The sequence below is a fragment of the Limosilactobacillus reuteri genome (assembly GCF_020785355.1).
Taxonomy (GTDB): Bacteria; Bacillota; Bacilli; order Lactobacillales; family Lactobacillaceae; genus Limosilactobacillus; species Limosilactobacillus reuteri_I.
Window position 1 is genome coordinate 60,098 of sequence record NZ_JAJGVH010000032.1, and the last position, 12,588, is coordinate 72,685.

Annotated in this window: 13 protein-coding genes; 3 read left to right on the forward strand and 10 right to left on the reverse strand. The window is 39.9% G+C overall.

The window, feature by feature from the left end; all coding sequences use genetic code 11:
• Nucleotides 1–53: 53 nt before the first annotated feature.
• Both rpoE and LMB56_RS00985 read right to left on the reverse strand, forming a co-directional pair.
• Nucleotides 54–611 carry a DNA-directed RNA polymerase subunit delta gene (gene rpoE / locus LMB56_RS00980; protein WP_172401344.1) on the reverse strand — a complete coding sequence of 186 codons (558 nt, stop codon included), beginning with the start codon at nucleotides 609–611 and terminating at the stop codon, nucleotides 54–56.
• Between the two features lie 45 nt (nucleotides 612–656).
• Nucleotides 657–1,055 (reverse strand): YwiB family protein, encoded by a 399-nt coding sequence (locus tag LMB56_RS00985; protein WP_003665595.1) that lies wholly within the window; start codon nucleotides 1,053–1,055, stop codon nucleotides 657–659.
• 159 nt (nucleotides 1,056–1,214) lie between these two features.
• Between LMB56_RS00985 and LMB56_RS00990 the strand changes: the two genes are divergently transcribed.
• From LMB56_RS00990 to yidA, 3 genes are read left to right on the forward strand one after another with little or no spacing between them, the layout of a single operon-like run.
• Nucleotides 1,215–2,039, forward strand: coding sequence for a lipoate--protein ligase family protein (locus LMB56_RS00990; protein WP_229283363.1), 825 nt, complete (start codon nucleotides 1,215–1,217; stop codon nucleotides 2,037–2,039).
• A gap of 1 nt (nucleotide 2,040) precedes the next feature.
• Nucleotides 2,041–3,408, forward strand: coding sequence for an HD domain-containing protein (locus LMB56_RS00995; protein WP_229283362.1), 1,368 nt, complete (start codon nucleotides 2,041–2,043; stop codon nucleotides 3,406–3,408).
• Nucleotides 3,408–4,229 carry a sugar-phosphatase gene (gene yidA / locus LMB56_RS01000; RefSeq protein WP_229270911.1) on the forward strand — a complete coding sequence of 274 codons (822 nt, stop codon included), beginning with the start codon at nucleotides 3,408–3,410 and terminating at the stop codon, nucleotides 4,227–4,229. Before LMB56_RS00995 ends, yidA begins: the two co-directional genes overlap by 1 nt.
• 49 nt (nucleotides 4,230–4,278) lie before the next feature.
• Here yidA and LMB56_RS01005 read toward each other — a convergent pair whose 3' ends face one another.
• From LMB56_RS01005 to LMB56_RS01040, 8 genes are all read right to left on the reverse strand, one after another.
• Entirely contained in the window at nucleotides 4,279–5,601 is a 1,323-nt protein-coding gene (locus LMB56_RS01005; protein ID WP_229283361.1) for a replication-associated recombination protein A, read from the reverse strand.
• Nucleotides 5,602–5,686: 85 nt separating this feature from the next.
• Nucleotides 5,687–6,424 carry a hypothetical protein gene (locus LMB56_RS01010; RefSeq protein WP_229273237.1) on the reverse strand — a complete coding sequence of 246 codons (738 nt, stop codon included), beginning with the start codon at nucleotides 6,422–6,424 and terminating at the stop codon, nucleotides 5,687–5,689.
• 170 nt (nucleotides 6,425–6,594) lie between these two features.
• Nucleotides 6,595–7,584: a ribose-phosphate diphosphokinase gene (locus tag LMB56_RS01015; RefSeq protein ID WP_229283360.1), complete on the reverse strand. Its 990-nt coding sequence runs from the start codon at nucleotides 7,582–7,584 to the stop codon at nucleotides 6,595–6,597.
• 74 nt (nucleotides 7,585–7,658) lie between these two features.
• Complete coding sequence (gene glmU, locus LMB56_RS01020) at nucleotides 7,659–9,026, reverse strand: bifunctional UDP-N-acetylglucosamine diphosphorylase/glucosamine-1-phosphate N-acetyltransferase GlmU (protein WP_229283359.1); 1,368 nt, start codon at nucleotides 9,024–9,026, stop codon at nucleotides 7,659–7,661.
• Between the two features lie 3 nt (nucleotides 9,027–9,029).
• Nucleotides 9,030–9,875: a pur operon repressor gene (purR, locus tag LMB56_RS01025; protein WP_003667193.1), complete on the reverse strand. Its 846-nt coding sequence runs from the start codon at nucleotides 9,873–9,875 to the stop codon at nucleotides 9,030–9,032.
• Nucleotides 9,876–10,107: 232 nt separating this feature from the next.
• On the reverse strand, nucleotides 10,108–10,905 hold the full coding sequence (locus LMB56_RS01030; protein ID WP_102816190.1) for a metal ABC transporter permease: 798 nt from the start codon (nucleotides 10,903–10,905) through the stop codon (nucleotides 10,108–10,110).
• The gene (locus LMB56_RS01035; RefSeq protein WP_229283358.1) at nucleotides 10,905–11,576 is read right to left on the reverse strand and encodes a metal ABC transporter ATP-binding protein; all 672 of its coding nucleotides are present in this window, start codon (nucleotides 11,574–11,576) and stop codon (nucleotides 10,905–10,907) included. The genes LMB56_RS01030 and LMB56_RS01035 overlap by 1 nt, the downstream gene beginning before the upstream one ends.
• A gap of 7 nt (nucleotides 11,577–11,583) precedes the next feature.
• Complete coding sequence (locus LMB56_RS01040; RefSeq protein ID WP_229283357.1) at nucleotides 11,584–12,495, reverse strand: metal ABC transporter solute-binding protein, Zn/Mn family; 912 nt, start codon at nucleotides 12,493–12,495, stop codon at nucleotides 11,584–11,586.
• Nucleotides 12,496–12,588: the final 93 nt, after the last annotated feature.

Below are 12,588 nucleotides of genomic sequence, written 5' to 3' on the forward strand. Positions count from 1 at the left end.
CCAAGAAAGATAATACAGGGTCAATAAATAATAGTCAAGCACAAAGTTGAAAATTATTCGTCATCCTCGTCTTCATCTTCTTCATCATGTAATTCTGATAGCTGACCTTCAATACCATCATCAAGATCATCATCGTCGTCACTGAAGTCATCAGTGTCGTCATCATAATCATCTTCAGAATCGGTGTCATCGTCAGTATCAAGATCCTCATCTTCGGGATCATCATTGTCATAGTCAATTACATCGTCATCGTCATCGGTGTCTGCGAGGAAGGCATTGACTTTACGCCGCTTCTTCTTTGGACGATCATCCTCTTCATCTTCTTCGTTTTCACCAACAGTGGCTTCATCGATAGATTCGAATGGGTACCAAGCACGCAGACCCCAGGTGTTGTCACCAAGGGAAATAAAACTGCCATCAACATTTAAGTCAGTATAGAACTGTGCAAGACGTTCACGAATTTCCTCATCGCTCTTACCCAGATATTGCTGAACCTCGTTGGTCAAATCAACAAACGCCATCGCTTCTCCATGGTGAGCTAAAATAGCGTGTGCGACTTCAATCATTGAAAGTTCTGATTTGTCCTGACCGTCAAAAACCTTTAAATCCAAATTGGTGCACATCCCTTCAAAAAGTCTAAACTACATCATACAATATTAGGCCGCAAATTGCAATTCTAGTTGGTAACTCCCTATTAATTGTCCCGCTTGTTTTAGTTGGTACTTGACAGAAAGGTGACCAGCCGGGGCCTTTACATCAACGTCTTTTTCCAAGCTTTCTGTCAACACATCAATTTTAATCATGCCGTATTCTGTTTGGTACCGCATGATAGTTTCTTGTGTCGGGTCCAAAAATAGGTTTGTTTCGACATTTCCACGCCTTCTTAAGCGGATCAGCTCATCCTCAAATTTAATTTGGACCGGCGTTTCTTGCCCGTCTTGGTGTTCAATGTACCGTAAATAATACTTACCATTCATTTCAACAAAAGTACCTTCTTCAGTAAAGGTAAATTTTTCTTGCTGTCCATTTTGATCAATGATCGTTGAGAGATTCACATGAACAGGAATTACGCTCTTGATAATAAACTCCTCCTTTCACTTTGCTTATCGTCATTATTATACTCTTTTTACTAATAAATACCCCGTGAAACGTCCATGTTCTCATGAGTTCTTGTATAATATAGATATATTATTTCACAGAAAAGAAGAAGTACGATGCCTAATTTTAAGAATCAGTGTTTTCAACAGTTTATTCAACCTTTAACTCCAGCGGATAATCTTTCGTCTTTCATCTATACCAACGCTTTGTTACGTTCAGCTAGCGAACTCAAATTTCCCCTCCTTCATTTTTGGACATTAGAGGATACGGTTATTTTAGGATTAAAAGATCAACGATTACCGCATTTATCAACTGCCCTTGCTTCACTTACGCACCGCGGTTTCCACTATTTCATGCGTAATTCAGGGGGATTAGCAGTTGTGAGTGACGACGGTATTTTAAACCTATCAATTTTCTATCCATGGCACCTCGAAGATCATGAATTAACTATTGATGAAGCATACCAGCGAATGGTCGACCTAATTCAGGCAGCTTTCCCTAGCCTAGAAATTGCCACTGGTGAAATCACGCATTCGTACTGTCCAGGAAGCTTCGATATTAGCGTTAACGGCCAAAAGATTGGTGGAATTTCTCAACGACGGAACAAAGTGGGAGTTACAGTAATGCTTTACTTAAGCGTCTGTGGTAATCAGCAGGATCGAGGTAAGCTAATTCGTGACTTCTATGATTCAGGTCTGCAACAAGATCAAAACAAGTGGCATTTTCCAGATGTTTGGCCGGGAGCGATGACAACTCTCTCTAAAGCCCTCAACACGCAATTAAGCGTTCAGGATGCGATCCAGCAAATCCAATCAGTCGTTCAAATCATTGCTCCCGACAGCCTTAATAACTTAATGTGGTCGCCTAATTTTATATCAACTCTCAGTAAAGAACTAATCAGCATGGAACGTTTACAAGAACGTTTAGAGAAAGAAGATTAATATGAATCACTTTTATGACGAAAAACTTCGCCGTGAAAAGGTTTTTCGCGATCCAATTCACGGACAAATTATTGTCGATAATCAAATTATTATGGACTTAATTAATACGCCTGAATTCCAACGATTACGACGAATCAAGCAGCTAGGAACTTCATCATTTACCTTTCATGGCGCCGAGCATTCCCGCTTTGGCCATTGCCTAGGCGTCTATGAAATTACCCGCCAAATGTGCAACTATTTTCAACGAAACTATCCTAGTCAGCATCCTGGCGACGGCCTATGGGATGATCACGAACGACCGGTTGCTTTATGCGCAGCCCTTCTCCATGATATAGGTCACGGTCCTTATTCCCACACATTTGAACATATTTTCCATACAAACCATGAGCAAATTACCCGCCAGTTGATCACCGATAGCAGCACTAACATTAATAAGATATTACAACGGGTTTCACCTGACTTCCCCCATCAAGTTGCTAGCGTGATCGACCATACTTATGAGAATCCACAAGTAGTTCAAATGATTTCAAGTCAGGTTGACGCGGACCGGATGGACTACTTGCAACGAGACGCGTATTACACAGGAACAAACTACGGAAAGTTTGATCTTGATCGTGTTCTTCATGTTATGCGACCGGTTAAGAGGGGGATTGCCTTTGAAATTTCGGGGATGCATGCGGTAGAAGATTACATTATCAGCCGGCTCCAGATGTACCTGCAAGTCTACTTTCATCCTGTTTCCCGTTCAATGGAAGTTATCTTGGACCACCTCTTAATGCGGGCAAAATATATTTACCAGCACCCAAATGACTTTGAACCCGACTTCACCCCTCATATGCTGATGCCATTTTTTAATGGTAAGTTCAACCTGGATGACTATTTGGCGCTTGACGATGGTGTCTTAACCACTTATTTTATTCATTGGACCCATTCTCGTGATGATATTTTAAGCGATCTTGCTAGTCGTTTTCTTAACCGCCGACCATTTAAATCAGTCATTTATGATCAAAATACACAAAAGCTTTTGCCAACTTTACGAAAGCTAATTCAGACTGCTGGATTTAATAGCCAGTACTACACCGCAGTTAACGATAGCTTTAAACTTCCGTATGATACTTATCATCCACAAGATTCTAATACCCAAACGCAGATCGAGCTTCTCCAACCTAATGGCGATTTCATTGAGTTATCTCAAGTTAGTACCTTGGTCGCCAGCGTGTCGGGACGAGAAGCCGGGGATCAACGGTTCTTTTTCCCAAAAGAGATGCTTGAAACGCGAAACAATATTGAAATTTTCGAACCAATCTATGAAGAATTTCAAAGCTATATCAAGAATAATCATATTATCAACCCAAAGGAGCAAAAATAATGGCAATTAAATTAGTCGCAATCGATATCGATGGAACATTAATCAATGACCAACGCCAAATTACACCACAAACTGTTGCCGCAATAAAAAAAGCCAGCGCGCAGGGAGTAAAGATCGTCTTATGCACTGGACGTCCCATGACAGGCGTAAAGGCATACCTTGACCAACTAGACTTAAATGATTCAGATAATGAATTTGTTATTAGCTTTAACGGTGCGTTGGCCCAATCAACTAGTGGCAACGTCTTGGTAAACTACACTATGTCTTTCAATGACTATGCAGACTGGCAAACTTATTGTATTAAAGAAGGTGTCAAGTCCCAAATTGAAACGCGGGATTACATCTACACAATTAACCGAGATTTAAGTCCCTATACAGTCTACGAGTCAGACCTTGTAAGTATGCCAATCCGTTACCGCACCTTTGAAGAACTTTCTAAAATGCAAGATCAATACGTAATCGCCAAGGCAATGATGGTTGATACTAAAGAACAAATTGACAAAGCATGGGCAGAACTTCCGGCAGAAATGCGTGATCGCTTTTCCATTGTCCGTAGTGAGGACTTTTATTTGGAATTCATGAATAAACAAGCAAGTAAAGGAAATGCTCTTCAATTACTTAGTGAAGAACTCGGAATTAAAAAAGATGAAGTAATGGCTCTTGGCAACGCACAAAACGATGATTCAATGATCGAATTTGCGGGGTTGGGGGTAGCGATGGGAAACTCAATTCCTGGTACCTTAAAGATCGCTGACGTAACAACCGCTGATAATAATCATGATGGTGTTGGAAAAGCGATTGAAGAATATGTATTAAACTAAAAAAAGCGGTAACTGTAGCTCTTTTCACGGGCTAGGACAGTTACCGTTTTTAATTATTTTTACGATGCCATTCATTAATTTGATCCATCCGTGCTTGAAAGCGTGGTTCCCGCCCCTGAGTACTAGGATGATAAAAAGTTTGACCATCCAGTTCTGGCGGCATCGTCTTCATCGTGGTTAATTTATCTTTAGTATCATGCGCATACTGGTAATTTTTACCGTAATCCAACTCTTTCATTAACTTTGTCGGCGCGTTTCGGATCGTTAAGGGAACAGGTAAATTCCCCGTCTTTTTGATCACGCGTTTTGCTATCTGACGAGCAGTATAGGCCGCATTGGACTTAGGAGCTAGTGAGAGATAGATGACACACTCCGTTAAGTGGACATCACACTCAGGCATTCCCAAAAACTGACAAGCATTAAAAGTATTAATTGCTACCTGTAGGGCATTAGTATCTGCTAGTCCAATGTCTTCACTAGCAAAGCGAACTAATCGCCGCGCAATATACAATGGATCTTCCCCACCATCAATCATCCGCGAGCACCAATAAACGGCTGCATCTACATCACTATTACGCATTGATTTGTGAAGAGCAGAAATAATATTGTAATGCTCTTCACCTTTTTTGTCGTATCTTAATGATTTAGTGTTAATCAATTGTTTCAAGGTATCCATCGTTAACGTAACTTTTTGCTCATTCTTTTCGCTGTTTAGTACCGCCATTTCTAACGTATTAAGCGCAATCCGGGCATCCCCGTTCGCAAATTGAGCAATTAATGGAATAACTCCCTCCTCACAATTAATTATCATCCCCGGAAAACCATGCGGATGTTTTAAAGCGTGTTGTAACACTTCTTCAATATCACTAACACTAAGAGAGTTAAGAACAAATACCCGACACCGACTCAACAAGGCAGCATTAATTTCAAAGGATGGATTTTCAGTTGTCGCACCGATTAAAATAATACTTCCCCGTTCCACAAAGGGTAAGAATGCATCTTGCTGAGCCTTGTTAAAACGATGAATTTCATCAATAAAGCAAACCGTTCGTTCACCATATTCACGGTTTTGTTCTGCCTCTTCCATGATTTTACGGATGTCACGAATGCTGCTTGTTACTGCACTAAAAGTAATGAAGTGGGATTTTGTCTGCTTGGCAATAATTTCAGCTAATGTGGTTTTGCCAATCCCTGGCGGTCCCCAAAAAATCAGTGATGATAATTGATCATTCATGATAATTTCCCGTAAGATCTTATCTTTTCCCAATAAGTGTTGCTGACCAACAAATTCATCAATACTAGTTGGACGAACACGGTTAGCTAGTGGCGTGTTTTGTTCGCTATTTTGGTTGAATAATGATTCTTGATGCATGCTTCCCCTCCTCATACAAAAAAAGCAGGAGTCCAGCTACTTATTCGCTGGCTCTTGCTCAAATATCGTTATTATCAATAAATTATTAAGCGATCTTTGTTACCGCTCCAGTTTGACTGTTATATTGGTAAATACCAATTAAGCTTGCAACAGTGTTATCACTATTGTTTTGCCGAACTTCAAACTTGTAAACATTGCCATCCTTGCCTGTTGGCATAATTTGGTAACCTTGGGAGCCACTGAAGCCCATCTTGTTAGCAAATTGTTGGACTACATTATCACTAGTTGCATCAGATGCAGCTTGGTTAGCAGCAGAGGATGATTGTTGCGTTGCTGAGCTTGTAGAACTGGATTGCTTATTTGTTTGCTTGCTATTAGCAGATGATGAAGCTTGAGAACTCGTAGAACCTTGTGCAGAACTTACCTTGCTTTGTAAGTCAGCGTATGCATTGCGCATTGCCGTACTAGTCGACTTTTGTGATTTCAAATTGTTCTTAGCACCATCATAATCGCCATTTTCATATGCTTTTTGAGCATTCATATAGCTCTGTAAATCATCAGCAAGTGCTTCCGTTTGAGCATTATGATCGTTTAATTGGCTTAATTGTTCATATGCTCCTTCATAGTCATGATTTTGGATAAGCTTATTAGCTGTACGATAAGCCTTTGAAGCTTTACTTTCGGAAGAACGGACAGACGATGTGCTGGAAGAACTTGTATCACTACTTGACGCAGATTGTTTACCACAACCAGCGAGGGCAAAGATAGTAGCGACTGCAGCTGTTCCAACCATTGCTTTTTTGAAAAACTTAATTGTTGTCATTTTTCTCCTCCTTATTTCACATCGTATTATAACATGAATTGATAATGACTGTTTGTCTTTCCTAAATCTTTATCTTCTTTTAAAAACAGAAACGGAAAATAAGAAAGGCCGAAAGAAACTAAAAATATTTTTCCTTCCGACCTACTTTATTTATTAATTTTGCTTAAGCATTACTTCTTTTCCAACTGTGCACTTTGGAAGACTTGCTTAAAGAGTGGACTAACAGGACGATTTTCGTTAATCCGTTTGATTGCATCCCCAATTAGTGGCGCAACCGATACCTGCTTGATTTTATCGATTTGTTTTTCCTGTGGCAGTTGAATCGAGTCCGTCACAACCACTTCTTTAAGCGGTGCATTCCGTAAACGTTCAATTGCTGGGCCAGATAATACCGCATGAGTACATGATGCGTAGACTTCTTCTGCGCCAGCATCTATCAGTGCTTGCGAACCTAAACTAATAGTTCCCGCAGTGTCAATCATGTCATCAATCATAATACACTTCTTACCCTTAACGTCCCCAATAATATTCATGATTTGAGCAACGTTCGCCCGTGGACGCCGCTTATCAATAATCGCAATTGGAGATTTTAAAAACTCAGCAAGTGCTCGTGCCCGTGTTACTCCACCATGATCAGGAGAAATAACAACTGCATTTTCAGCAACACCCTGGTTGATAAAATACTCCGCTAAAAGAGGAGCACCCATCAAATGATCGACAGGGATGTCAAAGAACCCTTGAATTTGTGCGGCATGAAGATCAAGTGCAATAATCCGATCAACACCGGAATTTTGCAACATATTAGCAACTAGCTTAGCAGTGATTGGTTCACGGCTCCGTGCTTTCCGGTCTTGACGGGCATAACCATAGTATGGCATCACCACATTAATCGTCTTGGCACTAGCACGGCGAAGCGCATCCACCATAATTAATAACTCCATTAAGTTGTCATTAACTGGGGCAGAAGTCGACTGGATGACATAAACATTGTCTCCCCGCACACTTTCCTCAATATTAATTTGGATCTCACCATCACTAAAACGATTAACAGATAATTTTCCTAAATCAACACCGACATGCTTAGCAATCTTTTCTGCTAAGGGACGGTTTGAATTTAACGCAAAGATTTTTAAATTTTGATCAAAATATTGCTGTGTCATTAGGTCCTCCGCTGATTAATAAAAGTTATACTACTACCACTTACATAATATAAATTAGTGAGGCAAAAAGCAAGTTACCATGGTAGCTTCTTAGCATAATTTTCTTTATTAACCTGCCGTGCCCGCGCAATCGCCATATCATATTGTTCCGTACTGTCTGTGATGGTCGAACCAGCAGCAACAAATGAATCATTGGCAATATTAACCGGAGCCACTAGGTTACTGTTACTACCGATAAAGGCATGGTCCCCAACATTGGTATGGTGCTTATTTGTCCCATCGTAGTTAACAAAGACTACTCCACAGCCAACATTAATATCTTTACCTAAAGTAGCGTTACCGATATAAGTGAGGTGACCGACCTTTGTTCCTTCACCGATATAAGCCTTCTTAACCTCACAGAAGTTACCAATATGAACATTTTCGCCAATTTCTGCTTCTGGACGCAGGTGGCTATTAGGACCAATATCACTGCCATTGTGCATTTCTGCTTCTTGGAGGGTAGACGAAATAATTTTAACCCCATCGTGAATCTTAGAATCAATGATCCGTGAACCAGCACCGATATAACAATCGTTACCAATTTCTGTATGACCTTTGATTACAACGCCACCTTCAATAACTGTATCACGACCAATCTTAACATCGGCATCAATATAAGTTGTTTCAGGATCAATCATTGAAACCCCTTCACGCATCCAATGAGTATTAATCCGGTTACGCATTACCTTGTTTGCGCGTGCAAGGGCAACTCGGTCATTTACCCCCATCGATTCGTCAAAGTTATCCATCTTGTAGGCTGTTACGATCTCATTTTCTTGCTTCAAAATGCCAATAACATCAGTTAAATAATACTCACCCTGAGCATTATCATTCGTGATCTTGCTAAGGGCTGCAAAGAGTTTCTTGTTATCAAAACAGTAAACCCCGGTATTAATTTCCTTAATTGCCTGTTCTTGAACAGTAGCATCTTTTTGTTCCACGATTCGTTCAACGATTCCAACATCATTTCGCACAATCCGGCCATAACCAGTTGGATCAGGAGCAATAGAAGTCAAAATAGTGGCTGCCGCATGCCGCTGTTCATGATATTCAAAGAGCTTTTCAAAAGTCTCAGCTGTAAATAAAGGAGTATCACCACTGACAATAATAGTTTCACCATCTTCATTTGCAAGAAGGTCTTTTGTTTGCATTACGGCATGTCCGGTTCCAAGCTGTTGTTCTTGAAGCGCATACTTAGTACGATGTCCCAATTGCTGTTCAACCGTTTCCGCCCCAAAACCAACAATTGTAATAATATTATCAATCTTGGCCTTTTCCAATTGGGTTAAAACATGCTCAACCATTGTCTTACCACAAACTTGGTGTAAAACCTTGTATAGCTTTGAGCGCATCCGTGTACCTTTACCAGCAGCTAAAATAATTGCATTACGTTTTGTCATTTCCTAATTCTCCACTTTCTTATCAAACACGTTTTCCATGAAGCTTCCTGCTTGTGCTGCAATCTTCTTCTCCGTGCCATCTTTGGTTTCCACTTTGATTAATGAAGTACAGTTATCGACTAACCGTTGCCCGTTTACTGGACGACCTTCTGCAAAGACAGTGATTCCAACCAAGTTAGCATCAAATTCTTTAATCAAAGATTTCATTCCGTTAATCGTGCCGCCGCCCTTCATAAAGTCGTCAACAACCAAGACATTCGCCCCAGCTGATAATGTACGACGGGACAATTCCATCTTCTTTATCCGTTGGACGGACCCAGAAACATAATTAACGCTTACAGTAGGCCCTTCAGTAATGTGTGAACTATTACGAACAATAACAAATGGTTTATTCATATACATCGCAACGCTTTGAGCAATCGGAATTCCTTTAGTCTCAACTGTCATAATAACATCAACATCAGTATCAACGTATTGAGTAGCGATTAACTTACCGATCTGCCGTAAGATTTCTGGTTGGCCGATTAAATCTGATAAGTAAACATAACCTCCCGGTAGCAACCGCGAGTCATCATTAACCCGGTCAACCAAGTTATCAATGGCCGCCTGAGCATTTTCCTTAGAATAAAATGGCGTTAATACCGCGCCACCGCTTGCACCAGGAATTGTTTCTAATCGTCCCTGTCCCCAAGTTTGGAAGGTATGTTTAACAATTCCTAAATCTTCACTGATTGATGACTTAGCTGAGTCGTAACGCTCACCAAAAAACTTCAACGATACTAATGATCGCGGATGTTCAAGCAAGTAACGTGTCATATCCACCAATCGGTTACTCCGTCTAATTTTCATGTTCTTTCTCTGCCTTTCAAAAAGGATTAATTAACATTGATTTTAACATAAAATGTTCGGATTTTCGGCAAAATTTTAGTATTTACTGAGAAAAAAGAGTACGAGATAGGGGGGCATTTTGTCGCCACGAAGCTAGCATCTGAAAGCCCCACAAATAATAATAGTCTCCAACACTTTGTCGGGCGTTGAAGACCATTGTTGTACTATGTTGTTTACCTACTTAAGCCACAGTCTAATTCGATTCGATAAATTTACTATAAATCAAGGCTGTGGTATAGATGATAACTTCAATCACTGCGATAAAGAAACTAACCGGCCAATCTGTCAAATAACCGAGAAAAAGCCCAAGCCATGTCCCTAACAGTGAAAATAAAATCGCTAAAATAATCATCCGTGCGACACCATGCGTAAAGTATTTAGCACTAGCAGCTGGTAACGTTAGGAGAATAAAAATTAGCAAAGAACCAACAATCTGAGCAGCAACACTAACGCTTAAAGCAAGTAGTAAAAGAAAAATAACAGAAATCACTGTTTGATTTATTCCACTGACCTGCGCCCCAATTGAATCAAAGGAATCAAACTTAAGGCGACGATACATCAATAGCAAAATGATCAAAACAAGAATGGAAAGGTAGACAAGCTGCCAGACCTCATTCAAACTAATTCCAACCACGCTACCAAACAAAATACTTGTTGCTGAGCTAGCTGACTGACTGCTCAAAGATAAGAAAAGAATTCCTAAACCAATGAACAGCGCTGAAACGGCACTAATAACCGCTTCTCGTCGTGATTCTTTTATACTCATTTGTCCAACAATAACTGAGCTTAACATTGTAAACAGAATCATCCCGTTTAGTGCTGGCCATCCAGCAAAAACGGCAAAAGCACCACCAGCAAACCCAATTTCAGACAAGGTATGCGTTAAGAACGATAAATTTCGTGCAACGACAAAAACTCCAATAATTCCACAAATAATCGCAATAAATGTACTAGCGATAAATGCGTGACGCATAAAACTTAAAGTTAACATTACTTTTTATCCCCCTTTACCGGACTGGGTAACTCATTAATTGGCCCAGTGGAATAAGAACCGGGAGAGAGATACAAGAAACGGGTCCCATATTGTTCTGCTAGATCCCAATCATGAGTAATAAACATTACACTTAAACCATTTTGTTGAAAACGGGTTACTAGGTCTAGCAATTCATACTTCATTTCATTGTCTAGACTTGCCGTCGATTCGTCCAGAATAAGGAGATTGGGATTGGGTAATAAAGCTTGAGCAAGATATGCCCGTTGCTTCTCACCCCCTGATGCTAAACCAAGGGGCCGTTCAGCAATCTTTGTTAGGTTATTTTCACGAATCATCCGTTCAACACGGTTTCGCTCGCTTTTAGTCAGCCATGGTAAAAAGCGTGGTTTAGTATTTAAAGCAACAAAATCACGAATAGATAGTGGGTATTCCTCATCAATATTACGAAACTGAGGAACGTAGCCAAGTCGTGTACTTTGCGGAATAGTTATTGTCCCGCTTTTCGGTTTTAAAAAACCAAGCATTGAGCGAACAAGAGTCGTTTTTCCTACCCCATTTTCACCAACCACGACAAGAAAATCCCCTTCATTAATGGAGAAGCTTAAATGATCGATTACAGTATGATTTCCATAAGCGATCGTTAAATCATCAACTGATACAACTGCCATTATCTTCTTAATTCTCCTTTTGTTGAATGCGAGACAATGCTTGGTATTGCTTGAGCATCCACTGCATATAGTCATCCCCATTCGGCTTTGTTTCCGTTACCTTTAATACTGGAACATTATGTTCATGGGCAAGTTTAACTAAATTATCAACAACTTTATCACTTGTCTGCGAATTATCAACAAAGAAGGCAATTTGGTGATTAATGATTGCTTGTTGAATTTCTTCAATATCTTTTGGTGATGGATCATTCCCATCTTCAACAGCTTTTTCGAAATGCTTGTCCATAATTTGATAGCCAGCATTTTCTAAGGCATAATCAAAAACTGGTTCACTAACTGCAACACGATTATTGTTAGGATTTACCTGGCGCTTCACTTTGGCAATTTCTTCATTAAGTGGTTGAAGAGAAGCTAAATATTTTCGCGCATTCTTTTGGTAATCCTTAGCGTGTTGCGGATCAATTTTACCATATTGAGTTGCAAGGTCATTTGCTAACTTTTCGACAGTTTCAGGTGCATACCAAATATGCTCATTGTCGCCATCTTTCTTGCCGGTTAAAGATGCTACATTAATTACTTTAATCTTGTTATGGTTACTGCTTGATTTAACGAGTTTGTTTACCCAGCTATCGTAACCAAGACCATTTTCAATTACTACATTGGCTTTAGCAACTTGCTGGGCCTGCTTAGTATTGGGTTGATAATCATGGGGATCAACCGAAGCATTATCAATAAACGAAATCACTTGGCCATGATCGCCAGCTACTTTCTGCGCTACTTCACCATAGAAATTCAATCCGGTTACCACTCTAATTGGCTTTTGATTTTTCCCCATCGATTTCCATGGAACAAAGGATAAACCAAGTATTACAACCAACAAAGCAATAATACTACTAATACCGATAATATATTTTTTCATTCTTTCCCTCTTCTTTAATCGTAATCATTACTATTTAGAACAATGAATATAATATCGAACTTTATGTCTGATTGCAACTATAAAAATAAAAAG

What these genes read in the sequence shown, in the direction of transcription:
- LMB56_RS01040 (WP_229283357.1), bottom strand. Translation starts at nt 12,495, where the DNA reads ATGAAAAAATATATTATCGGTATTAGTAGTATTATTGCTTTGTTGGTT.
- LMB56_RS01010 (WP_229273237.1), bottom strand. Translation starts at nt 6,424, where the DNA reads ATGACAACAATTAAGTTTTTCAAAAAAGCAATGGTTGGAACAGCTGCA.
- LMB56_RS00995 (WP_229283362.1), top strand. Translation starts at nt 2,041, where the DNA reads ATGAATCACTTTTATGACGAAAAACTTCGCCGTGAAAAGGTTTTTCGC.
- LMB56_RS01035 (WP_229283358.1), bottom strand. Translation starts at nt 11,576, where the DNA reads ATGGCAGTTGTATCAGTTGATGATTTAACGATCGCTTATGGAAATCAT.
- purR (WP_003667193.1), bottom strand. Translation starts at nt 9,875, where the DNA reads ATGAAAATTAGACGGAGTAACCGATTGGTGGATATGACACGTTACTTG.
- glmU (WP_229283359.1), bottom strand. Translation starts at nt 9,026, where the DNA reads ATGACAAAACGTAATGCAATTATTTTAGCTGCTGGTAAAGGTACACGG.
- LMB56_RS01015 (WP_229283360.1), bottom strand. Translation starts at nt 7,584, where the DNA reads ATGACACAGCAATATTTTGATCAAAATTTAAAAATCTTTGCGTTAAAT.
- yidA (WP_229270911.1), top strand. Translation starts at nt 3,408, where the DNA reads ATGGCAATTAAATTAGTCGCAATCGATATCGATGGAACATTAATCAAT.
- LMB56_RS00990 (WP_229283363.1), top strand. Translation starts at nt 1,215, where the DNA reads ATGCCTAATTTTAAGAATCAGTGTTTTCAACAGTTTATTCAACCTTTA.
- LMB56_RS01005 (WP_229283361.1), bottom strand. Translation starts at nt 5,601, where the DNA reads ATGCATCAAGAATCATTATTCAACCAAAATAGCGAACAAAACACGCCA.
- LMB56_RS01030 (WP_102816190.1), bottom strand. Translation starts at nt 10,905, where the DNA reads ATGTTAACTTTAAGTTTTATGCGTCACGCATTTATCGCTAGTACATTT.